This window comes from Coprococcus sp. AF102-57 (assembly GCF_027686195.1).
Classification (GTDB): domain Bacteria; phylum Bacillota; class Clostridia; order Lachnospirales; family Lachnospiraceae; genus Allocoprococcus; species Allocoprococcus comes.
This window is the reverse complement of record NZ_JAQCSY010000002.1, coordinates 42825-66038: the sequence shown is the minus strand read 5'-3', so window position 1 is coordinate 66038 and position 23214 is coordinate 42825. Positions and strand designations below refer to the sequence as shown.

The following is a 23214-nucleotide window of genomic DNA, read 5'->3' as shown; positions in this document are numbered from 1 at the left end:
TGATAAAATGAAAACGATTTCCAAATTGAAGGGAGGAGGTCAGTATGGCAAAAGCACCATATAAAACAAAACAAATGACCGAAATACTTACCTTCCTGAAATCGGTACAGGGAAGACATGTTACTGTGAATGAAATCTGCGATTTTTTCAGGGAAAAAGGGATTTCCGTCGGAACCACGACCATTTACCGTCATCTGGAGAAGATGGTGAAAGAAGGTCTGGCCGCGAAGTATGTAGTAGACGGTTCGAGCAGTGCCTGTTTTGAATATATCGGAGATCATGGGGAAGAACATGAAAACTGCTATCATTGTAAATGTGAGAAATGTGGAAAGCTGATCCATTTACAGTGCAATGAGGTAGAAATCTTAAAACAGCATATGCAGCAGCATCATGATTTTCAGATGGATCCGCATCGTACCGTGTTTTACGGAATCTGCGGTGAATGCAGTAAGAAAGAATAGATAAAATTTATTAACAGATGAAATCTGGGAAAGGAGAAGGAGATGGATACAGGAAAGAAAAAAAGTATGGCAGCGGTTATATGTATTTTTCTTATATTTGTAACCTTTGCTTCTCTTTTTTATGTTGCCAGAGAGGAAAATCATAACTGTACGGGAAAGGACTGCCCAATCTGTGCCTGCGTTCATCAGGCAAAGCAGGTCCTTCGGAATCTGGGAACAACACCTGCAGTAGGATTTTTCGCCAGTCCGGTGATCTTTATCGCAGAAACTGTTGCTTTACCGGGGCTCTGGATCATTTTGTCCATTTCGTTAGTTCATCAAAAGGTAAGATTAAATGATTGAATAAAACTTTTTATAAAGCAGAAAGGGTATGAAAAGTCATACCTTTCCTTTGGTGTACCATTTTTTAATAAGTGTAGATAATGGAGGTTTTATTCATGAAAAAGTATATAGCAATTCTACTGGTCGCTGTGATGGCGACTCTGGGCATTTCTGCCTGCCGGAAGGAAAATTCCAATAAAGAAACAAAAGTTCAGAAAGATTCCGATATTAAAGTTGTGACAACCATTTTCCCGGAATATGACTGGGTACGTCAGATTGCGGGAGAAGAAGCGGATCAGATGGATATCACCATGCTTCTTGACAATGGTGTGGATCTGCACAGTTATCAGCCGACTGCAGAGGACATCATGAAAGTATCGGATTGTGACCTGTTTGTATATGTTGGCGGCGAATCGGATGCATGGGTGGATGATGCGTTAAAACAGGCGAAGAATAAAGATATGCAGGTGGTCAATCTGCTCGATGTACTTGGAAACAGTGTGAAAGAGGAAGAAGTGATCGAAGGAATGGAGCCTGAAGAAGAGGAAGAAGGTGGAGAGGAAGAAGAACCGGAATATGATGAGCATGTATGGCTGTCTGTAAAAAATGCAGAAGTGCTGAGTAAGGCAATTGCAGACGCGCTGGAAAAAGCAGACCCGGATCATAAGGATATTTATCAGGAGAATGCATCTGCATACAGTGAAAAGCTGAAAGACCTGGATGCTAAGTATCAGGAAGTTGTTGATGGCGCGTCACAGAAAACACTGCTGTTTGGCGATCGTTTTCCATTCCGTTATCTGGTAGATGATTATGGATTAAGCTATTATGCTGCATTTGTCGGATGCTCGGCAGAAAGTGAAGCAAGCTTTGATACAATTTCATTCCTGGCGAATAAAGTAGATGAGTTGGGACTAAAGGATATCATGGCGATTGAAAATTCCAATCAGAAAATTGCAAAGACGATCATTGAGAACACCAAAGAGAAAAATCAGAAGATCCTGACACTGGATACTATGCAGTCTACAACATCGGATGATGTGAAGAATGGCACAACCTACCTGTCAGTGATGGAAAAGAATCTTGAAGTATTAAAAGAAGCTTTGCAGTAGGAGGGAATATGGCACAAATTATATGTCGGGATCTGGCAATCGGATATGAAGGAAAAACAGTCGTGCAGAATATAAACCTTTCGGTAAAGAAAGGGGACTATCTGTGTGTGATCGGGGAAAATGGGGCTGGGAAGTCTACTTTTATGAAGACTTTACTGGGACTTTTACCACCGGTGAGCGGGAAAATAGAATTCTATGATGGACTGAAGAAGAATGAAATCGGATATTTGCCACAGCAGACAGAGGTGCAAAAAGATTTTCCGGCATCCGTGAGAGAAATTGTTCTCTCCGGATGTCAGAATCACCTTGGCTTCTGGCCGTTTTACCGTACAAAAGAAAAAAAATACGCAGAAGATATGATGAAAAAACTGCAGATCACTCATCTGTCAAAACGTTGCTACAGAGAATTGTCCGGAGGGCAACAGCAGAGAGTTCTGCTTGCAAGAGCACTTTGTGCGACCAGGAAAATTCTGCTTCTGGATGAACCGGTTTCCGGGCTGGATCCACAAATGACAGAAGAAATGTATCGGTTAATTGAGAAGATCAACCGGGAAGACAAGATAACGATCATTATGATATCACATGATATCCGTGGGGCAATGGAATATGCAAGTCATATCCTGCAGATTGGTCAGGAAGTTATTTTTGAATCGAAAGAAAATTATCTGCGGGCGCATACGAAGAGAAGTGTTCTAGGAAATACAGGAGGGAAAAAATGATAGAAAAGCTGATATTTTATATGGGATATCCTTTTGTGCGGTATGCATTGATCGTTGGCGTACTGATCGCACTTTGTTCCTCCTTGCTTGGAGTGACACTGGTATTGAAAAGATTTTCGTTTATCGGAGACGGCTTATCCCATGTTGCATTTGGAGCGATGGCGGTGGCATCGGTTTTAAATATTACAAACAATATGCTGTTTATCCTTCCGGTAACGGTCGTATGTGCGATTTTATTATTACGGACAGGACAAAATACAAAAATAAAAGGAGATGCGGCGATTGCAATGATCTCAGTTGGAGCACTTGCAATCGGTTATCTGCTTATGAATGTATTTGCGACAGGTCCTAATCTTTCAGGAGATGTATGTACTACATTATTTGGATCTACTTCTATTTTGACATTGAAGATTGAACAGGTGTGGCTGTGTGTGGTATTGTCGGTTGTGGTTGTTGTGTTATTTATCGTATTTTATCATAAAATTTTCTGCGTGACCTTTGATGAAACGTTCGCAAAGGCAACAGGCATCCGGGCAGACCGTTATAATTTGCTGATCGCCGTGATCACAGCGCTGATCATCGTACTTGCAATGAACCTGGTAGGCTCGTTACTGATCTCGGCACTGGTCATCTTTCCGGCACTATCCGCGATGCGTATCTTTAAAACATTTTTCAGTGTAACGGTATGTTCGGTTGTATTATCTGTGTGCTGTGCGATCAGTGGGATGCTTTTGTCAATCCTGGCAGGAACACCGGTTGGTTCAACGATCGTGGCAGCCGATATTGTGGCCTTTTTGATCTGCTGCATGATCGAAAAAATCGCGGGAGGGAAATAAAGTGAAAAAATTACAGAAATGGCTGATATTGTTTGTGGGAATTCTTTTGATAACCGGATGCAGAGATAATGCAAGCAGCAACAAGAAAGTGAATAACGGGAAATCTGTTAATGATGTATTAGAGAAACAGACAAAAGCGGAAGAACAGAAGGAACAGACAGAGGAAAAGGACAAGAAAAAAGAAAGTACAGACACTTCAGAAAATACGGAGACAGAAGATGTAGATTATGATCTTACAGAAATGAACAGTGATATGGTTTACGCGACAGTTTACCAGATGATGATGGAACCGGAGCAGTATGAAGGAAAAACAATCCGGATCGACGGGAATTATTATATAAGTAAGGATGAAGCGACAGGGAATACCTATCATTTTTGCGTGATCAAAGATGCGCTGGCGTGCTGCGCGCAGGGACTGGAATTTGTCCGGAAAAATGAGGAAGAATTGTCGGATGAAGATTATCCGGAACAGGAAACAGAAATTATCGTTCAGGGAACGTTCGAGACATATAAAGAACCAAATGATGAGACTTTGTATTGCAGGATCACAGATGCGGATATGCAGATAAAAAAATAAGAAGAGAAAAGATGGATCATGAAGGAATACGGGAAAAAGATTAGCAGATATTTGATGAAAAACAAAAAAGGAAGATTTTATTGTGTGGCAGGTGTGTTGTATCTGCTGGCAATTTTGTTTGTCATGAATGATGCCTGGCTGTATCAGACACCGATCGTGAAAGTGACAAAAGTAGTGACAATTGTAGAAGGGAAAAGCAAAAGTACCCGTGGAACAGAAGAAACGAAATATAAGCAGAGTCTTTATGGTAAGATCCTAAACGGAAAAGACAAAGGAAAAGAAGTCCGGATTGCCAATGAATACACAACAACAGAAATGGTTGACCAAAAATACCATAAAGGTGACCGGGTGTTTTATAAGGGATCATCGATCATTGGAGTAAAGCGGGATACGATGCTGGTTGTTATGCTTGGCTTCCTTGCACTTCTGCTCCTTGGGATTGCCGGACGGCAGGGCGGTTTGACAATCATAACAGCAATGTTGAATATTCTGATTTTTGTGATCGGTTTCTGGATGGCGGATGACACATCGGAAATTCTGAGTGTATGTAGCAGACTGATTCTTTTTTTCGCAGTGGTAACGCTTGTTGGATTAAATGGAATCCACAGGAAAACTTTTGCCGCACTATTGACAACACTATGTGTCCTGCTTATGATCATGGGGGTATTTGATCTTGTTATGCAGCATATGGAAGAACTGGATTATTCGACGATGGAATATCTGGGCAGTATTGATAATCCGGATGAAATTTTCCATGCAGAGATCCTGTTGTCAGGACTCGGTGCCATCATGGATGTGGCGGTTGCCATATCGGTGGCTTTAAGCGAGATTGTTGAGCAGAAACCGGAAGTAAAATTTGTGGAACTTTTCCGTTCAGGCAGAGAGATCGGATATGACATTATGGGAACAATGATCAATGTGCTGTTGTTTGTGTTTGGCTGCGGTCTGATTCCTACATGTTTGATCCGGATGAACAATGAGGTGCGTTTTGTTACCATTGTAAAATTGCATATTCCATGTGAATTATGCCGTTTCTTTGTAGAAAGTATCGGAATTGTACTGGCGATCCCAGTGTCTATTTTCATAACAGCAGTTATGATGAAACTATCTGTGAAAAAGAGGGAAAAAAGATGTTGATCATATTGGGACTGATTCTAATGATAGTAGTAGTGCTTGTCGGAGGGGACAGAGGCGCCATGTCTCTGATCGCTCTGGCGGGAAATATTTTGTGCCTGAGTCTTGCAATCTGGCTTTATGCCGTCGGAGCACCCGTGTTTCTGGTTACTGCCGGTGCAGGAATTTTAATTTCCTGTATCACTTTGTTTTATCAAAATGGGACGAATATTAAAACCTGGAGTGCATTTCTTGCGGTTGCAATTACAATGTGTGTGTTATTTGCATTTATTTATCTGGTCGTATGGAAAAGTGGGGCGGGAGGCTTGAATGAGATCCAGGCAGCCGGAGAAGATGTTTTCTATTATAATATGAACCTGGATATCAGTATGCCCAAGGTTGCAACAGCCGTAATTGTACTCAGCACGCTAGGAGCTGTGATCGATATGGCACTGACAGTAACAACTTCCGTATATGAGGTGAAATGTCATAAGCCGGATATCAAAATGAACAAACTGGTTCAAAGTGGAATGAAGATTGGAAAAGATGTGATTGGAACAACGGTTAATACGTTATTGTTTGCATATCTGGGAGAATCGCTGTTGTTATTCGCGTATTTGAGAATGCAGAATTACTCTATTGAGCTGTTGATCAACTCCAAAATTCTTTTTCAGAACTGTATTTCCATGATTTTTGGAGCAATTTCCTGCACAATGATAATGCCGGTTTCAGCGGTTTTGATCGCAAAAAACTGTGAGTTTTTTGATTGGATGGAAAATAGTAAATAGCAGGTTGACAGCAGGAAAATATCTGTGATAAACTTGTTTAGAATTAAACTGTTTACGAATGAACAATTTATTCGTGAACAGTTTTCTTTTTTTGAAGAAGCAAAAAGTGGAAGGAGGAAAGTCATTTGTGTGAAGGATGTGAAGAGCGAATCCACGTAGGACATCAGGTACACCGGATAGACCGTTCGATTTCAAAACTGCTGGAAATGCGTGTAAAAGAAGAAGGACTGGATGAGATTGCCCTGATGCATGGCTGGATCTTACGCTATCTGTATGAACATCAGGATAAGGAAATTTATCAGAAAGATATAGAAAAGTATTTTGGTATCTGCCGTTCAGCAGTAACAAATATTATCCAGACGCTGGAGAAAAAAGGGTACATCTGCCGTGCATCGGTTGCAAATGATGCGCGTCTGAAAAAAGTAATGCTGACAGAAAAAGGACGGGAAAACCATGAAAAACTGGGAGAAATTTTTCAGAAAATGGATGCGCAGTTGGAAGAAGGCATTACAGAAGAAGAATTACATGCATTTATGCATGTGATCGATAAAGTTTATTACAATATGGGAAAAATGAAAGGAGAGAATTCATGATTCGGACTTTATTAAAAGAAGTAAAAGAATATAAAGCGGCATCGATCGCAACACCGTTTTTTATGATTCTGGAAGTATTGTTTGAGACATTGATTCCATTTCTGATGGCATCTATTATCGATAAGGGTGTCAATACCGGAGATATTCACCATATTTACAAAGTTGGTGGAATTATGATCGTGGCTGCATTTTGTGGTCTGCTTGCCGGAATGGCAGGAGGACGATACGGAGCAAAGGCTTCGACCGGGTTCGCGAAGAATTTGAGAAATAAGATGTTCGATCAGATCCAGACCTATTCGTTTGCAAATATTGATCATTTCAGTACAGCAGGTCTGGTTACACGTCTGACAACAGATGTGACCAATGTGCAGAATGCGTACCAGATGATGCTGCGTATGATGATGAGAGCACCGGCAAGTATGATCTGTGCAATGGTGATGGCATTTATGATCAATGCCAGACTGGCAAGTATTTACCTTGTGGCAGTTGTGATTCTGGGAGTGATCCTCTTCTTTATCATTCGTCATGCAACGGCTTATTTCCAGCAGGCATTTCCAAAATATGATGCTTTAAATGCATCCGTTCAGGAAAATGTATCTGCGATCCGTGTAGTAAAAGCATATGTAAGAGAAGAACAGGAAACAAGTAAATTTCAGTATGCAAGTAAGAATATTTACGATATTTTTGTAAGAGCAGAGAAAAATGTTATATGGAACTCACCGATCATGATGTTCACTGTTTATACCTGCATCATCCTGATCAGCTGGTTTGGTGCAAAGATGATCGTAGTGAAATCGTTGACAACGGGAGAGTTGATGAGTCTTCTTGCATACTGTATGAACATTCTGATGAGTCTGATGATGCTGTCTATGGTATTTGTCATGATTTCCATGAGTATGGCAAGTATGCGGCGTATAGCAGAAGTACTGGATGAAACCAGCGATATCCATAATCCGGAACATCCGCTTTATGAAGTGGCAGATGGAAGTATTTCATTTAAGAATGTAGATTTTGCTTACAAAAAAGACAGTGCAGAGAAAGTCCTGAAGAATATCAATCTGGACATCCATTCCGGTGAGACGATTGGCATCATTGGAGGAACCGGAAGTGCGAAGACGAGTCTGGTGAATCTGATCAGTCGTCTGTATGACGTGACAGGCGGAGAAATCCTGGTTGGCGGAAAGAATGTCAAGGATTATGATCTGGAAGTACTGAGAAACCAGGTATCTGTTGTATTGCAGAAAAATGTACTGTTTACCGGAAGTATTCTGGATAACCTGCGCTGGGGAAACAAAGAGGCGACCGACGAAGAATGTATGGAAGCATGTCGGCTTGCATGTGCAGATGAATTCATTGAGCGTTTCCCGGATAAATATAATACCCACATTGAGCAGGGAGGAAACAACGTATCCGGTGGTCAGAAGCAGAGACTGTGTATTGCAAGAGCACTGCTTAAGAAACCGAAGATTCTGATCCTGGATGACAGTACCAGTGCGGTAGATACTGCTACAGATGCAAAGATCCGCCGTGCATTCCGTGAAGAAATCCCGGATACAACAAAGCTGATCATTGCACAGCGTGTATCCAGTGTGCAGGATGCAGACCGTATCATCGTTATGGATGAAGGGCAGGTTCATGGATTTGGTACACACGAAGAATTGCTGAAGACCGATGAAATTTACCGCGAAGTATACGAATCGCAGACTCAGGGCGGAGGAGATTTTGATGAAAACGGAGGTGAAGCATAATGCCAAGACCGATGGGAAGACCACAGAATAAAGTGAAATATCCGGGGAAACTTTTGATGCGTCTGATAAACTACATTTTCCGTGATTATAAAGTTCATTGTATTGCAGTATTTATCCTTATATTTGTAGGAGTTATCGCAAATGTGCAGGGAACGATGTTTACAAGAGATCTGATCGACAAATATATCACACCGTTTTTATTATCCAGCGGCACACCGAACTTTTCTCCGCTTGCACATGCGATCGGAAGGGTTGCTGTATTTTACGGGGTTGGAATTATCGCGACCTATTCATATAACCGGATTATGATCAATGTTACACAGGGAATGATGATGAACATGCGTAACGAATTATTTGAGCATATGGAAAAACTTCCGATCAAATATTTTGATACACATGCACATGGAGATATCATGTCGATCTATACGAATGATATTGATACATTGAGACAGATGGTCAGCCAGAGTATTCCGCAGATCATCAACAGTGGCTTCACGATCGTCAGTGTGTTTGTCAGTATGCTGATCTTAAATATCCCACTGACAGTTGTGACGATGGTCATGGTTGCAATTATGATTTTCGGGACGAAAAAAGCAGCAGGGCAGAGTGGAAAATACTTTTTGGAACAGCAGAGAAATCTCGGTAAGGTCAATGGATTTATCGAGGAAATGATGAATGGACAGAAGGTTGTAAAAGTCTTCTGCCATGAAGATGAAAGCAGGAAAGAATTCAAACAGCTGAATGAAGAACTGTATGTGAGCGCAGACCGTGCAAATACCTATGCTAATTTCCTCGGACCTATGAATGCGCAGATTGGAAATATCAGTTATGTAATCTGTGCGATTGTAGGAGGTGCACTTGCATTAAATGGTGTCGGTGGATTTACACTGGGAGGTCTGGCAAGCTTTCTGACATTCAATAAAAGCTTCAGTATGCCGATCAATCAGGTCAGCCAGCAGATGAATGCTATTGTAATGGCACTTGCAGGAGCAGAGCGTATCTTTACCCTTCTGGATGAGAAAGTGGAAGTAGATGACGGGTATGTGACTCTGGTTAATGTGAAAAAAGAAAATGGAAAACTTATAGAATGTAAGGAACATACCCGATGCTGGGCATGGAAGCATACACATCAGGCAGATGGTTCGGTAGATTATATTGAGCTTAAGGGAAATGTAGTATTTGATGGTGTGGATTTCGGGTACAATGATGATAAGATCGTGCTTCATGATGTGAAATTGTATGCAGAGCCAGGACAGAAAATTGCCTTTGTAGGTTCGACAGGAGCAGGAAAAACAACCATTACAAATCTGATCAACCGGTTTTATGATATTCAGGATGGAAAAATCCGCTACGATGGAATTAATATAAACAAGATTCGGAAAGCGGATCTGCGACGTTCCCTTGGAATTGTACTGCAGGATACACATCTGTTCACAGGAACGGTAAAAGACAATATCCGTTTTGGAAAACTGGATGCAACAGATGAAGAAATCTTTGCAGCAGCAGAATTGGCAAATGCAGATGGATTTATCCGCAGACTTCCGGAAGGATATGATACGGTCATCACTGGGGATGGGGCAAACTTAAGCCAGGGACAGAGACAGCTTCTTGCAATTGCCAGAGCAGCAGTTGCAGATCCACCGGTACTGATCCTGGATGAGGCTACAAGCTCTATTGATACGCGTACTGAACGTATTATTCAGGAAAGCATGGACAGACTGATGCATGGACGTACTACGTTTGTGATCGCACACCGTCTGTCTACGGTTCGGAATTCCGACTGTATCATGGTTCTGGAACAGGGACGCATTATCGAAAGAGGTACCCATGACCAACTGATTTCAGAAAAGGGAAAATATTATCAGTTGTACACCGGGAATGCAATTGCTGAATAAGATTCAAAAGACAGGATGTTACTGTTCACAGTACCTGTGACCAGCAACGCATCTCGCCATTTTAAATCGCCTTTGGCGATGGGCGAGATGCCGTTCAAGATAAAACGTGCATCCTCCGTGCCAATCAGCGTAGTGATTGACACGGGAGTGAACAGTAACAACAGGATTCAACAAAATTTACATAAATTAAAAAATACTATCAATTTTTTTGTGCATACGCTATACTTGTATATATAGCACTGCAAGTCCTTCCGAGCAGAGAAGTAAAATAGCAGTTCTATAAAAATGTCATGATAGGGTAGGTTTGAGAATGAAAAAACAAATCAATTGCAAAGAAGTTGTATGGGAACTATTTACACTTACCGCTGCAGTGGCAATTATCGCTGCAGCGGTTTATTTCTTTCTGGTGCCGAGCCATGCATCGGTCAGCAGTATTTCCGGTCTTGGAATTATTCTTACGAATTTTATACCTTTACCGCTTTCAGTGATCACAATGGTCCTGAATGTTGTTCTTTTGATCATCGGATTCATAACATGTGGACGGGAATTTGGTACGAAAACCGTGTATACCAGTATCTTACTGCCGGTATTTATCGGTATTTTTGAACGGATTTTCCCGAATATCGGTTCCCTGACAAAAACCCAGGAACTGGATGTCCTCTGTTATGTTCTGGTAGTCAGTGTAGGACTCAGTATTCTCTTTAATATGAATGCTTCTTCCGGCGGACTTGATATTGTGGCTAAGATCATGAATAAATATCTGCACATCGAATTGGGGAAAGCCATGTCTTTAGCCGGTATGTGTGTGGCGCTTTCGGCAGCACTTGTATATGATAAGAAGACGGTGGTTTTAAGTGTTCTTGGTACTTATTTTAATGGGATGGTGGTAGACCATTTTATCTTCGGGCAGAATCTGAAACGAAGAGTATGTATTATTACAAAGTATGAAGAAGAACTTCGGAATTTTATTCTGCATGAGCTTCATAGTGGAGCAACCATTTATGATGCCATCGGAGCGTACAATTTAGATAAAAGACACGAGATCATTACGATCGTAGATAAAAATGAGTATCAGAAACTCATGGATTACATCAATAATCTTGATCCGAAGGCTTTCATCACAGTGTACACGGTGGCAGACATGAGATATCAGCAGAAGGTTTTGGAAAATGAAGAAAGAAGTTAGTGATCTACTCCATCAGGTTTAAGAAATACAAATGAAATATCTGAAATATGTCACAAACAATAGCAACCAGTATTTATTACAAAAAATGGTTATGGAGATTTAGTAGTTATGAGTATGGAAACTTATGAAGAATTACTCAGCACAAATCAGATTGATAAGGCAATTTTTGAAGCAGAACGGGAAGTCGCAGAAGGTGCAGAGTTATTAGATGCACGTGAGGCATTGGGAGAACTCAGGAGGAAACATTTGGGATAAATATACCGTAAAAATGTTTCCACAGGAATATAGAGATATTGATAAGATATACGAGCAGGCACTTCTTGTTAGTAATTATGCTGATAATGCAATTGCACTGGCAGAAAAACTTGAAAAAGCAATTTTAAGTTTGGAAGAACAGCCATATCGAGGGGCAGAAAGAAAATATGGATTTTATGCTTTTAAAGGATATAGGCAGTTGACTGTAGAAAACTATATTATCATTTATGAAGTGTTTGAAAATGAAAAAGTTGTTGCAGTGGTAACTGTAAAATATGGAAAAAGTGAGTTTTAGAATCAAGAAATCTCACTGAAATATAAAAGGTACTAAAAAACGTCACAATTTGTGGCGTTTTTTTAGTGCAGGAAAAAGAAGACCAAGAGTGTCAGAAATCAGATTTTCATCAAAGGAAAGAAGCTGATATCTTATTTGAAAAAAGAGAAGAACCGTTTAATATTTATGAATATTGCAAAAAGTAGTAATTTTTTAGTATAAAAAAGACATCATCACCAAATCCCGATACAGCGTTACAATCTTTAAAAAACCAAGAACCGCCGCACCGTATGCCATCTTTTACCAACCAGCCGAAAGAACAATTTTCATGGAAGTTCAGGCAGAGCCGGACATGATAGGCAACTACATCGAAATGTATCACCTTGCTCCGGCAAAGCACATGGATCAGGAGCACTGGCTGGCAGTTCCACTGGATGGTTCTGTCAGCAATTCAAAAGTTCTGGACTTACTCGATATTAGTTACGACCTCGTAGACGGACAGGTAGAAGCAGATGGAGAGGCAGGAGCAGATAGACAGACAACAGACAGTACGACAGAAGAAAAAGATTGACAATTCTGACCGTACATTCCATAATGACGATAGTGGTTTGAGAAAACTAACAGGAAAAATGGGAGAGACAACATGAAGAAAAAAAGCTCATACCGATGGCTGATATGGATCATTCTGGCAGTGGTTTTGATCGGGGTAGCACTTATGCATATCCTGCCCCCATACATCGACCGATGGAAATCTGCCAGAGATTATGACAAACTTGCCGAAGAGTATGTAAATGATGAGTCCGAACCAGATGATGGAAAGCAGAAGAAAAAAGACTGGTGGACAACAGACGTAAAAGTAGAGTTTGACAAGCTGAAAGCTGAGAATCCAGATGTCATCGGATGGATACGGTTTGACAATCAGGACGAACTTGGCATCAACTATCCGATTCTGTATTCAGGTGATAATCAGAAATATCTGAGAACCGACCTGCATGGCAACAGCCACATTGCAGGGTGTATTTTTTTGGAAGGTCTTAATAAATCTGATTTTTCAGATTATTACAACATCATCTACGGTCACAATATGAATGACGGAAGCATGTTCGGAAGCTTGAAAAAATATAAGGACGACGGTTTCTGGAAAGAGAATCAATACTTCACTGTATATTCTGAGACAACCGCCTACCGTTATCGAATCTTCTCTTATGAAGATGCGGTCAATGGCGGTGATGTGTATAAAGTAGGATACCAGCCGGGCGAAGAGTATCAGAATTTTATCGACCAGATGATAAAAGATTCCAATGTTGATACAGGAATAAAGCCGCAGAGCAGTAATAAAATACTGACGCTTTCTACCTGTACAGGGAACGGATACAGCAAGCGGCTTGCCATCCATGCAGTCTGCGTTGACGCACAGACTACGGATGAGTCAAAATTAAAGGAAACAGGAAATTAAGAGTGAAAATATCCAAAAGTATGTGAAAAAAGAAATAAAAACATATTTTTGGATATTTTTATATGGAATTATAATGTTGTAGCGGAAAATGCATTGACAAACCTGAAAAAAGGACAATATAATTAAAATTACATAGTTTGAGCAAACTAACCAAAGCGTAATCGATAAACAAAACAGAGGAAAAAGTAATGGAAACAAAGAAAGTGGCAAAAGAATACCTGCAAAAAGATATTCTGCGGACGATTTTTCAGATGTAGTATTCCTTTTACACCACAGAGATTGGAAAAGAGAGAAAAGCAGCTATCGAAGATATGCGGTTTGAAAGGGATGGCTGGCTGCACATAGAGCCTTGGGAGATTTGGTTGGAACTAACGGAGCATCCGGAAAATGAGGATGACAGGACAATCTGGTATCAGAACATGCATGGAATCTGGAAGAGGGCAGAAGTAAATGATCACAGTATCAAAATTCCTGCCACAGCATTTCACATAGAGTACGAACAGCAGTGGTTGGGTGAAATACACTTCACCTATAATCTGGGGTTTGTCGCAGAGGAAAAGAAAGGCTCCAAGAAAAAAACGATATGCTTACTGGATGGAAGGCTTTTGCAGAAAATACCGGATATCGTGTAGCGGATGAATACATAAAAAGACAGGTGGGAAAGGTAAAATGGTAAAGAAGATTGAAAACAGAAATATTGATGTGACAAAAGCCAGAGGCGAATTAGAGGAAGATCTTCTGGAATATGTCTACCGGACATGGAGACAGGGCAGACAGATCACATCGAAAGAGTATGCTAGAGAAATGAACATAACCGGATATGAAGCGGCAGGTTTGGTGCGGAGTCTGGTAAAAAAAGGATTTTTGTGTGAGCCGGAAAACGGACATCTGGAACTGACCGATAAGGGAAAACTGGAAGGGATGGAGTGCCTTGCACGTCATGAGAAACTGACACAGTTCTTCCAGATGGTAAGTGGAATGGAGCAGCAGAGGGCGCAGGAAGATGCCTGTAGAGTGGAACATTATATCAGTCCGGAAGGATTAAAAGGAATTGAAAACTTTCTGCAGTATGGTGACGTATACGATAGAGTATATGACGATATGGACTTGTATACCTTTTATGAGGATGGCGATTTCCCGATGGCATTCGGACTATATGAACCGGAGCGACGCAATCCGAGATTCCTTGCAACAGAGTATGAGAAACTGGAATACTCCGTCATATTGAGAGTGAAAAAGTCCCAGAACTGCTTCCTGCTCAAGACAAAAAAAGATGAATCTATCGGATGTGTATGGTACAGAAGAGACGAAGAATGGATACAGGCGAAAGAAGAAAAAGGTGTTTATCAGTTGCCGACAGACATCTTTACCTATACTGCGAATACAGGAATTCCGGTCACAGAAGCAGTGGCAATTATTGCGATTACCCGTTTTGAACAGAAGCCATTGCCAATCGATTATCGGGAATTGAATATTCATGTATGGTGACGAAGAGAGGACAAAGAAAATGGAAAAAGGTGAACATCTAAAGAGACAGAACAGACCTACAATGCTGCAACTGCAATATTTACAAGGCCTGTCAAAAGTAGAAAAGAAACGTGGAGCTCAGGGAAGTATCGCAGAATATTATGGCGTGAACCGTTCAACGGTGAACCGCTATTTTAAGAACTGCATAGAAAGAGGAATTCTGACAGAATCACTGGAATTTACTCCTGCAGGAGAAGAATGGCTGGAACGATATTCCAACCTGTATGAGAATCTTGAAAAATATCTGGAAGAAATCGGTGCAAAACCGGAAGAAATCGAGGAATCACTGGATATTATGGTGGAGAATATCGACATCCACATGCTGGAACTGATGATTAACGCCTATGCAGAGAAAAAATCAGTATACAAGAAAAAAGAGAATGAACTGGATCAGGAGATACAGCACAATCTGCAGAAATGTGAAAGGCATCCGGTAGTGTTCCGGCTTTACCGGATGAATAAAAAGCAGGGGCAGGGAAGAGACTCTATGGCGATGAGAGGATTTGAAGAAATAGCCGAAATCGTTCAGGAGAATGGAGAAAGCTATCTGGAATTAAAGCTGAAAGAGATGGCAGCACACTCCAGAGCGAACGGTGAAATGATGGCTGGAAAACTGAAAACATTAAAGTATGAGCATAATGAAGTTTTGGAAGAAGCAAGAATAGAGAATAATATTGTAAAAATCCCGATGGAAGCGTGCAGAATCCACCGATGGACGGGAATCGGCACAATGGGAATTGTACCAGTTACCGTAACCTGTAGTGTAGGACCGGTTCACATGCCGGAAAGTACTGCATTATTATATTTCTGGGTATAAATAAGAAGTGAGAAAAATTCTCATTTACGCATATCATGTAACAAAATAAGAAAAAATTTCAATAAGGTGCTGTTGTTGATAAAATGCTATCAATAACAGCACTTTTGCGTCTGTTGTTGTCTGAATAGCAACAAAATCAAAGGAAATAACGGCTCATTTGTTGCAATTCAGACAACAAACTTGTGCGAAAATTGTATTGACATCAGATGGCAAATTATGGTATCTTTCAGACAAGGAGTTAGGAACGAGCAACCGGAAATATTCTCGTAGAACTCTAAACATCATAACTAAAGATTTATTAGCAAAAAGCTAATGGAAATAATAGTAGATTGAATATTAGCAATCTTGCAGATGGTGTATATTCTATTACCGGAAATATGGTGAAAGTTGATAAAACAACAGCTTCTATGTCGGATGCAGTGATTGATCATACTATTAAATTGACTGTAAAGAATGGTAAATATTATATTACTTTGAACTTCAATGGTTTGACGGTGGGACAGAAACTTGGATATTTAAGTCAGCTGAAATATTTCACAACAGGTTATACACTTGATAAGTATGGAAATCCGCATGGAACACTTGCTGATGTTACAGTTACATTCCTGTTGGCAGATACCATCGGAAGAACGATAGCCGCTCCGTATGAGGTATCTGCATTCATCATTATGAGTGTGGTCGGAGGTCCATTCTTCATCATTCTGTTAAGGAGGTCTAAGAAGTATGGGAAGTAAAGAAAAGAATATGGATTTGACTTCTACAGAAAATGAAGCAGTAAAGAAAGTGAAAAAAGCGGATAAGTGGGCAGACAAGCCTGCGATGGAAGTCAGAGACCTGCATTTTTCCTATGGAAAAAATAAAGTCTTAAAGGGCGTATCCCTGAAGATTGAAGAAGGTAAAATAACAACGATTATGGGAGCAAACGGATGCTGTAAATCCACACTGTTTTCCCTGATGACAAAGAACCTCTATCCGAGAAAGGGGAACATTTTCCTTAAGGGTAAAAACATCCAGAACCTGAATTTAAAAGAATTCGCCAGAAAGGTTGCGATTGTTCAGCAGTATAACAGTGCATCAGACGATATCACTGTTGAGAATCTGGTGGCATTCGGAAGAACCCCTCATAAGAAAATGATGCAGGGAGACAGTGCCGAAGATGAGCGTATGATCCAGTGGGCATTGGAAGTAACCAATCTGACAGAATATCGTGACAAGGGTTGATGGCAGAAAATTTGTATTGGCGGTGTAAGAAGATGAAAAATCCTTTAAAAGTAGTATGGATCGTGCTTGGATTTCTTTGTCTGGGACTTGGTACGATAGGAATTGTACTTCCTATCCTGCCAACCGTTCCGTTTTATATGGCAACACTGTTTTGCTTTGCAAAGAGTTCTAAGAAACTGCACGACTGGTTCATAGGAACGAATCTTTATAAGAAACATCTGGACAGTTTTGTTCAGAAAAGAGCCATGACAATGGGAACAAAATGCAAGATTATCGGAATGGTAACGGTAGTCATGGCAATCGGCTTTATCTGTATGAAGAATGTACCAATCGGAAGAATCTGTATCGCAGTTGTGTGGGTATGCCACCTGTTTTACTTCTTCTTAAGAGTTAAGACAGAAAAGCCTGAAGCTGAAATGGCAGAAAGCGTAGAGTAAGATGGACAAAGTAGAAAAGAAACGGCAGAAAGAACAGTATGTCGTGGAAGAGATGATCCGGCTGTATTGCCGAAAAAAACATCCGAAAGAAAAAAGACAGGAAGGGCAGATGTGTCCTGACTGTCAAAAACTTTCGGATTATGCAAAACAAAGAAGTCAAAAGTGTCCATTTATGGAAGAAAAGACGTTTTGTGCGAATTGTAAGGTACATTGTTATAAGCCGGAGATGAGAGAACAGATCAGGCAGGTTATGCGGTTTTCAGGACCAAGGATGCTGTTGTATCATCCGGTGCTTGCTATCTGGCATCTGGTGTGTAGCAACAAAGAGAAGAAAAAGTAAGGAGTTACTTATGATTAAAACAAGACTGGTGGGGCTGTTGTCCCACGCAAAAAAGTATATCGTGTATACGATTTTGTGGCAGTGGGCAGCCCTCCTGTCGCAGGTATTGGCAGTCTTTTCTATCGCAGATTTACTGGAACGGGTCGTGTACCGGGCAGTAACCGTACCGATCATTGAACGGACGATACTGATTTTAGTCCTGGTTGTGGTGATCCGGTTCGTATGTGAACGGATGGGAGCAAGGTCTTCCTATCTGGCATGTGTGGATGTAAAGCGGATTCTACGTGAAAAGATTTATGAGAAAATGTTAAAGCTGGGAGCTTCCTACAGTGAGCAGGTATCCTCTTCGGAGGTCGTACAGGTGTCAACTGAGGGTGTGGAGCAGTTGGAAACATACTTTGGAAAATATCTTCCACAATTATTTTATAGCCTGATCGCACCACTGACATTATTTATCATTCTTTGCAGAGTGAGCCTGAAAGCGAGTGTGATCCTGCTGATCTGTGTACCGCTGATCCCGATTTCTATCGTGGTGGTACAGAAGATTGCAAAGAAATTACTGAATAAGTATTGGAGCATCTATACTGGACTGGGAGATTCGTTCCTTGAAAATTTACAGGGACTTACCACACTGAAGATTTATCAGGCAGACCAGCAGAAAGCAGACGAGATGGATGTGGAATCCCAGAACTTCCGTAAGATTACGATGAAGGTGCTGACCATGCAGCTCAATTCAACCAGCGTGATGGATATTGTGGCGTATGGTGGAGCAGCGATCGGTATGGCAGTCGCGGTGTCCGAATTCTTAAAAGGAAATATCAGCGTGGCAGGAACGTTATGTATCGTTCTGCTTGCCAGCGAGTTTTTCCTGCCGCTCAGACTGCTTGGTTCATTCTTCCATATCGCAATGAATGGTATGGCAGCGAGTGATAAGATTTTCAAGATTTTAGATTTACCGGAACCACAGGCTGGAGAAAAAATACTGCCGGAGGTCGCGTTAGATGTTACATTAAAAGATGTGCACTTTTCTTATGAAGAGGACAGAGAGATTTTAAAAGGAATCAATCTGAATCTTCCGGCAGGAAGTTTTGTATCTCTGGTTGGTGAATCCGGATGTGGTAAGAGTACGATTGCAGGAATCCTTGCAGCAATGCTCATGTGCCATAAAGTAACACATAAGAATTGATAGACAGCAGCCCACTATTCCGCAGCAACAGCGAGTTGCTTGTTAAAACCCCATTTTGAAGTTATAATGAGTAAAAACAACCTTTAGGAGGGACGGGCATGGAAATACAAGGTATTCTTAAAAATTTACGCGAGAAAAACAACCTTACGCAAGAACAACTGGCTGAACGTGTGCAAGTTACCCGACAGGCGGTTAGTCGCTGGGAAACAGGCGAAACGCAGCCAAATACAGATACCTTAAAACTGTTATCACGAGTTTTTGATGTGTCAATCAATACGCTTCTGGGTTCTCCACGGCAACTTGTTTGTCAGTGTTGCGGAATGCCATTGAATGAAGATGGTCTGATTAGCCGAGAACCAGACGGAAGCTATAACGAGGACTATTGTAAATGGTGCTATGCTAATGGGAAATTTGCATATCAATCCAAGGAATCTTTATTGGATTATCTGGTTGCGAATATGCCAAATCCCGATAACGCAGATGAAGAAACCAGACGTAATCAGTTTGATTTGTACCTTTCGCAATTAAAGCACTGGAAATAACTATATTGTCATAGCAAAGCCAGCCGAGCCAGTCAACGGTCAAGATGAACGGCGCGTACCGCGCCGCCGTTGACAGCCCCGCCCGCCTTTGCTGGTAGGCAATCAAGGGGCGACAGCAAGGAGTGCTGCCGCCCCGCACTATTATCAGAGAGGGGGAATTTCCATGACCGAAGATGAAGCCTACAAAGTGCATATCCAGTACACCTTTAACGCCTTTTGCAAGGTTGTCATTCGTCACGCCGCCATAGATATAATTTTGAAGCTGCGCCGGAGGTGGGAACGGGAAGTTTCCCTTGACTATCTGATGAATGAGAAGTTTGTCCAGCTTGCCGAGCCGGAGCAGCTTGAAGAATATCTTTTTACCGCCTGCGGCCAGACCGCCGTTCTGTACCATGCGGAACTCGCCGCCGCCCTTGCCCTTTTGCCAGAGCAGACACAGGAAGAAATTTTCCGTTACTATTTCCTGCGCCAGCCGCAGCGGGTGATCGGCGTACATATCGGACGGACACGCAGCACAGCAGGGCGGCATATCCAGCTTGCCTTGAAGCGGCTCCGGCGGCTCATGGAGGGAAAACGCTATGAGTAAACTTCTCCCCTATGAAACAATCGTCAAGGCGCATGAGGGCGACCCGGACGCAATCGACACCGTTCTTTCCCACTACGTCGGATATATCCGATACTGTTCCAAAGTACACGGGAAAGTCAGCGCCGAGGTTGAGGAACATATAAAACAGAAGCTAATCGCCGCGCTGTTCAAATTTCGCTTTGACCGATAAGCAAAGAACGAACACCGACTGTCATTAGCGATTTTCACCAGCAAGTTTACAATTCATCTATTCCCATAAGTAAGCGGTCATAGTATAATAAAGCCATCGACAAATAGTAATTATATTTTTTGAAAGAATTCTATAGAGTAAAAATATTTTGTCTTCTATGTTTTAGAAAATGTGCAACAGTCGTTCCGTGAGACTGGTATGTGCCCAAAAAAAATGGTCTATGCAAGAAAATAGATACAACAATAGTGAGCAAATGATTCAGGTAAAGATCAGATATATAATATTTTAAAGTAATTGTACATTTTTTAAGAAATTACAATGGTCATTCATCGTGTTTGAAAGAATAGGTTATTGGCGCACTTTACTTATATATCGTTTTACAGGGGCTGTTTTTTATGCAACGTTAGGGCTTACTCGTATATAGTTATGAAAATAAATAGAGAATGAGGTGCGATTAGATGAAAAATCTTGGATATTCACAAAATTTTTTGGTTAATAAAAAGTTGGTAGAACGTTTAATAAGCAAGTCAAATATTGATGTAACAGATTATGTTATTGAAATTGGTCCTGGAAAAGGGATAATAACAGATGTACTTTCTCAGCATGCTGGAGAGGTTGTTGCAGTTGAATATGATCAAGAATTATATAATAATTTAGTAAGATATCACAGTCATGATAATGTTACATATATATTTGGTGATTTTTTAAAATATAAGTTGCCTTTAAATCGCAGATATAAAATATTCTCCAATATTCCTTTTCAGATAACAGCGGATATTATTAGGAAATTAACAGACGATGTAAATCCACCATCAGATATAAATATCATAATTCAAAGAGAGGCAGCTAAAAAGAATTGCGGTATTCCATTACAAAAATATGAAGGTTTTCGTGCTGCTATAATAAAGGCACAATATAAGGTAGAAATTACACATAGTTTTAAAAGGAGCGATTTTTTTCCTTCGCCTAATGTTGATACAGTTATGCTTCATATGCAGTTATGGGATGATAGATTGAGTGGTGATGATCTTCAAAATTATAAAGATTTAGTGGCTTTTTTTTACACTAATATTAAAGGAGAGACTGCTAAAGAGAGACTTTCTATTTTATTTTCTAATGAGCAAATCAAAAGATTGGGAAAAGCCAATAGAATTAGTCTTTCAAATTCATATACGTTAATCACGGCCGAGCAGTGGATGAATATTTATTATTACTCCAAAATTGGATTGACAGATGAAAAGAAAAAAAGTTTCAAGATGCATATAAAAAACTTCAAAAAATGAATAAAAAATTGAAAAAGCAAAACAGAACATCTTTACGAAAGTCTAGTAGCAATAAGAAATGTAGAACAAGGATTGATACTTCTAATGGTACAAAAAATAGATAGTATTGATAATTTCTATAAAAATGTGCATGGTAGTGCGAAAATCTGAGAAGAGAATTTAATGCTGGATTTTGTTGATAGTAGATTTCAATGAGTTAACCATAAAAGTATATTAGAAAGTAAAAACAACAGGGGTAGTAGAATATATTTGTTAGATACAAGAAGGAGAGATTGAATTTAAGGTCATCTAATACTCGCGGAATAGTGATAATAATGGTAAGCTGTATTGAAAAAAAACAAAATAACTAACATTATGGGATTATTTCGGTATGAATTGATGTTTTATCATCTTACATAGAATCAGAAATTTGAAAAATTAAAAGAGGACTAAGTTTATGAGAACCCTGTTCTTAACTTCAAGTGGCTTAAACGAAAAGACTATGGTATTATTTTGGAAATGTATCGGAAAAGAACCGATTAACACAAAAGCGATTTTGGTTCCATCCGCCGCAGTTGGAAATGATGGTGCGCGAGAAGGAATCATTGTATGTATGGAGCGCCTTATGAATATGGGAATACCTATGAATAATATTCTTATATATAATCTTGCGTTTTTACTTTCCGATGGATATAAAAGAACATATTCAAGTTATATTAGTGACATACCTGTACCGTTTCGCTTAATGAGTGTTCAAGAACTCACTCAATATGACATGATTGCTTTTTGTGGAGGAAATGCCCATACGCTTCTTAGCGAAATAAACAGAACAGGATTTTCGAAGCCCCTAAAGCAAGCAATAGAGAATGGATTGGTGTATCTGGGAATTAGCGCAGGTAGTATGATTGCTGCCGGAAATTTTTCCGATGGATTAGGATATTTAGCAAATCCGTTGATACCACACGCTGAAAAAGAGAGCCCTTTTGGAGATATATCGAAGAACGATTTGATTGAATTGGCTGACGGTCAAACTGTATTGATTAAAGGGAATCGACAGGAAATTATTTAATAAATTGAATACTGTTGTTTTTTTATCTTCGGGGCACCCTGACCCGAACTTTCAAAACTGAATATCAGCCGCCCACCAGCGGCCAGCGAAAGCAGTAAGTCTGAAAAAGATTTGCTGCTTTTTTTGTGTCCATTTGGCAAAATCGAAAATCACCCGTAGTAGGTAGGTGAAGCCAGAAAAAACTGCCTGCTCCGTTTGGCAAATTTCTAAGAGCGGTGGTGTGGGGAGTGAAAGGAAAAATTCTCTGCCCCGCCGGTTGCCAAAATCCTGTTGCCCGGATTACTAAGGCAAAAGAAATTTTGAAAAATCCCCGTCCAGCGGGTAGCTGGCGGCCTTTGAAATGTATCTTTAGCGGAAAGGGAAAAAGCCGCAGCCAGCGGGCAGCAAAGCCCCGTTCCGGCGTCATATTGGCGAAAGGAAAAAAGGCCGCCCACAGCGGGCCGCAAGCCCTGTCCTGTCCGTTCTATGTACGGAAAAACCAGACAGGGGCAGTCTGCGGCAGTCTTAGAGCAAGTTTCTACCACGGTGCCAAAATCCGCAATTCTGCGGTTTTGTCCCTCGCGGGAAACTTGTTGGGGAGTGCCTTCCCCAAACCCTGCTATGGCGGCTTGCGCCGCAAAAAGATTTCCGTTCGGCAGGCCGTTTTTTTGCGAGAACTGCCCCGGAAATACCTAACAGACCAGCCTATTTTTTGTGATAAGTGAAA

General features: G+C 40.7%; 25 protein-coding genes and 6 pseudogenes. All 31 read left to right on the top strand.

Annotated features, from left to right (window positions below; translation table 11 throughout):
* Positions 1-44: 44 nt before the first annotated feature.
* The 31 genes and pseudogenes from PGZ10_RS01695 to PGZ10_RS01545 all read left to right on the top strand — a co-directional run bounded on the left by PGZ10_RS01695 (position 45) and on the right by PGZ10_RS01545 (position 23212).
* The gene (locus PGZ10_RS01695) at positions 45-461 is read left to right on the top strand and encodes a Fur family transcriptional regulator (RefSeq protein ID WP_270540566.1); all 417 of its coding nucleotides are present in this window, start codon (positions 45-47) and stop codon (positions 459-461) included.
* 42 nt (positions 462-503) lie between these two features.
* Positions 504-803: a hypothetical protein gene (locus tag PGZ10_RS01690; RefSeq protein WP_117556986.1), complete on the top strand. Its 300-nt coding sequence runs from the start codon at positions 504-506 to the stop codon at positions 801-803.
* Positions 804-898: 95 nt separating this feature from the next.
* Complete coding sequence (locus PGZ10_RS01685) at positions 899-1891, top strand: metal ABC transporter substrate-binding protein (RefSeq protein WP_270540565.1); 993 nt, start codon at positions 899-901, stop codon at positions 1889-1891.
* Between the two features lie 8 nt (positions 1892-1899).
* Positions 1900-2610: a metal ABC transporter ATP-binding protein gene (locus tag PGZ10_RS01680; protein ID WP_270540563.1), complete on the top strand. Its 711-nt coding sequence runs from the start codon at positions 1900-1902 to the stop codon at positions 2608-2610.
* On the top strand, positions 2607-3446 hold the full coding sequence (locus tag PGZ10_RS01675; protein WP_117556992.1) for a metal ABC transporter permease: 840 nt from the start codon (positions 2607-2609) through the stop codon (positions 3444-3446). Before PGZ10_RS01680 ends, PGZ10_RS01675 begins: the two co-directional genes overlap by 4 nt.
* Before the next feature lies 1 nt (position 3447).
* Positions 3448-4023, top strand: a complete 576-nt coding sequence (locus PGZ10_RS01670; RefSeq protein ID WP_117556994.1) for a hypothetical protein — start codon at positions 3448-3450, stop codon at positions 4021-4023.
* A 54-nt stretch (positions 4024-4077) separates the two neighbouring features.
* Entirely contained in the window at positions 4078-5160 is a 1083-nt protein-coding gene (locus PGZ10_RS01665) for a YibE/F family protein (RefSeq protein ID WP_270540561.1), read from the top strand.
* Positions 5154-5924 (top strand): YibE/F family protein, encoded by a 771-nt coding sequence (locus tag PGZ10_RS01660; RefSeq protein WP_173824688.1) that lies wholly within the window; start codon positions 5154-5156, stop codon positions 5922-5924. The genes PGZ10_RS01665 and PGZ10_RS01660 overlap by 7 nt, the downstream gene beginning before the upstream one ends.
* Before the next feature lie 125 nt (positions 5925-6049).
* A complete protein-coding gene (locus tag PGZ10_RS01655) occupies positions 6050-6517 on the top strand; it encodes a MarR family winged helix-turn-helix transcriptional regulator (RefSeq protein WP_055246695.1) in 468 nt (155 codons plus the stop codon).
* Positions 6514-8265, top strand: coding sequence for an ABC transporter ATP-binding protein (locus PGZ10_RS01650; RefSeq protein WP_195368490.1), 1752 nt, complete (start codon positions 6514-6516; stop codon positions 8263-8265). The genes PGZ10_RS01655 and PGZ10_RS01650 overlap by 4 nt, the downstream gene beginning before the upstream one ends.
* On the top strand, positions 8265-10160 hold the full coding sequence (locus PGZ10_RS01645; RefSeq protein ID WP_270540560.1) for an ABC transporter ATP-binding protein: 1896 nt from the start codon (positions 8265-8267) through the stop codon (positions 10158-10160). The genes PGZ10_RS01650 and PGZ10_RS01645 overlap by 1 nt, the downstream gene beginning before the upstream one ends.
* A 310-nt stretch (positions 10161-10470) precedes the next feature.
* Positions 10471-11346: a YitT family protein gene (locus PGZ10_RS01640; protein WP_270203654.1), complete on the top strand. Its 876-nt coding sequence runs from the start codon at positions 10471-10473 to the stop codon at positions 11344-11346.
* Positions 11347-11382: 36 nt separating this feature from the next.
* Positions 11383-11601 (top strand): annotated as a pseudogene (locus tag PGZ10_RS01635) (prevent-host-death protein).
* A gap of 13 nt (positions 11602-11614) precedes the next feature.
* The gene (locus PGZ10_RS01630; protein WP_243002785.1) at positions 11615-11896 is read left to right on the top strand and encodes a type II toxin-antitoxin system RelE/ParE family toxin; all 282 of its coding nucleotides are present in this window, start codon (positions 11615-11617) and stop codon (positions 11894-11896) included.
* Between the two features lie 208 nt (positions 11897-12104).
* Entirely contained in the window at positions 12105-12446 is a 342-nt protein-coding gene (locus tag PGZ10_RS01625) for an MmcQ/YjbR family DNA-binding protein (RefSeq protein WP_330674214.1), read from the top strand.
* 72 nt (positions 12447-12518) lie between these two features.
* Positions 12519-13331 (top strand): class B sortase, encoded by an 813-nt coding sequence (srtB, locus tag PGZ10_RS01620; RefSeq protein WP_270540558.1) that lies wholly within the window; start codon positions 12519-12521, stop codon positions 13329-13331.
* Between the two features lie 362 nt (positions 13332-13693).
* A complete protein-coding gene (locus PGZ10_RS01615) occupies positions 13694-13963 on the top strand; it encodes a hypothetical protein (RefSeq protein ID WP_270540557.1) in 270 nt (89 codons plus the stop codon).
* Positions 13964-14000: 37 nt separating this feature from the next.
* Complete coding sequence (locus tag PGZ10_RS01610) at positions 14001-14819, top strand: metal-dependent transcriptional regulator (RefSeq protein WP_270540555.1); 819 nt, start codon at positions 14001-14003, stop codon at positions 14817-14819.
* Between the two features lie 19 nt (positions 14820-14838).
* Positions 14839-15675 carry a hypothetical protein gene (locus PGZ10_RS01605; protein ID WP_270540553.1) on the top strand — a complete coding sequence of 279 codons (837 nt, stop codon included), beginning with the start codon at positions 14839-14841 and terminating at the stop codon, positions 15673-15675.
* A 329-nt stretch (positions 15676-16004) separates the two neighbouring features.
* Positions 16005-16172: pseudogene (locus PGZ10_RS16725) on the top strand (NEAT domain-containing protein); the annotation flags it as partial.
* A gap of 102 nt (positions 16173-16274) precedes the next feature.
* Positions 16275-16409, top strand: a pseudogene (locus PGZ10_RS16720) (iron chelate uptake ABC transporter family permease subunit); the annotation flags it as partial.
* A pseudogene (locus PGZ10_RS01590) lies at positions 16399-16890 on the top strand (ABC transporter ATP-binding protein); the annotation flags it as partial. The pseudogenes PGZ10_RS16720 and PGZ10_RS01590, both read left to right, overlap by 11 nt.
* A 38-nt stretch (positions 16891-16928) precedes the next feature.
* Positions 16929-17333 carry a YbaN family protein gene (locus PGZ10_RS01585; RefSeq protein WP_118198594.1) on the top strand — a complete coding sequence of 135 codons (405 nt, stop codon included), beginning with the start codon at positions 16929-16931 and terminating at the stop codon, positions 17331-17333.
* Position 17334: 1 nt separating this feature from the next.
* On the top strand, positions 17335-17673 hold the full coding sequence (locus PGZ10_RS01580; protein WP_117527746.1) for a nitrous oxide-stimulated promoter family protein: 339 nt from the start codon (positions 17335-17337) through the stop codon (positions 17671-17673).
* A 10-nt stretch (positions 17674-17683) separates the two neighbouring features.
* Positions 17684-18823: pseudogene (locus PGZ10_RS01575) on the top strand (ABC transporter transmembrane domain-containing protein); the annotation flags it as partial.
* Positions 18824-18957: 134 nt separating this feature from the next.
* Positions 18958-19401, top strand: a complete 444-nt coding sequence (locus tag PGZ10_RS01570; RefSeq protein WP_002571021.1) for a zinc ribbon domain-containing protein — start codon at positions 18958-18960, stop codon at positions 19399-19401.
* Positions 19402-19564: 163 nt separating this feature from the next.
* Positions 19565-19987: a sigma-70 family RNA polymerase sigma factor gene (locus PGZ10_RS01565; RefSeq protein ID WP_002571020.1), complete on the top strand. Its 423-nt coding sequence runs from the start codon at positions 19565-19567 to the stop codon at positions 19985-19987.
* Entirely contained in the window at positions 19980-20177 is a 198-nt protein-coding gene (locus PGZ10_RS01560) for a helix-turn-helix domain-containing protein (protein ID WP_002571019.1), read from the top strand. Before PGZ10_RS01565 ends, PGZ10_RS01560 begins: the two co-directional genes overlap by 8 nt.
* A 458-nt stretch (positions 20178-20635) precedes the next feature.
* A pseudogene (erm(52), locus tag PGZ10_RS01555) lies at positions 20636-21564 on the top strand (23S rRNA (adenine(2058)-N(6))-methyltransferase Erm(52)).
* A 332-nt stretch (positions 21565-21896) separates the two neighbouring features.
* Positions 21897-22508: a Type 1 glutamine amidotransferase-like domain-containing protein gene (locus PGZ10_RS01550; RefSeq protein WP_002571017.1), complete on the top strand. Its 612-nt coding sequence runs from the start codon at positions 21897-21899 to the stop codon at positions 22506-22508.
* Between the two features lie 227 nt (positions 22509-22735).
* The gene (locus tag PGZ10_RS01545) at positions 22736-23212 is read left to right on the top strand and encodes a hypothetical protein (protein ID WP_040013272.1); all 477 of its coding nucleotides are present in this window, start codon (positions 22736-22738) and stop codon (positions 23210-23212) included.
* Positions 23213-23214 lie beyond the last annotated feature (2 nt).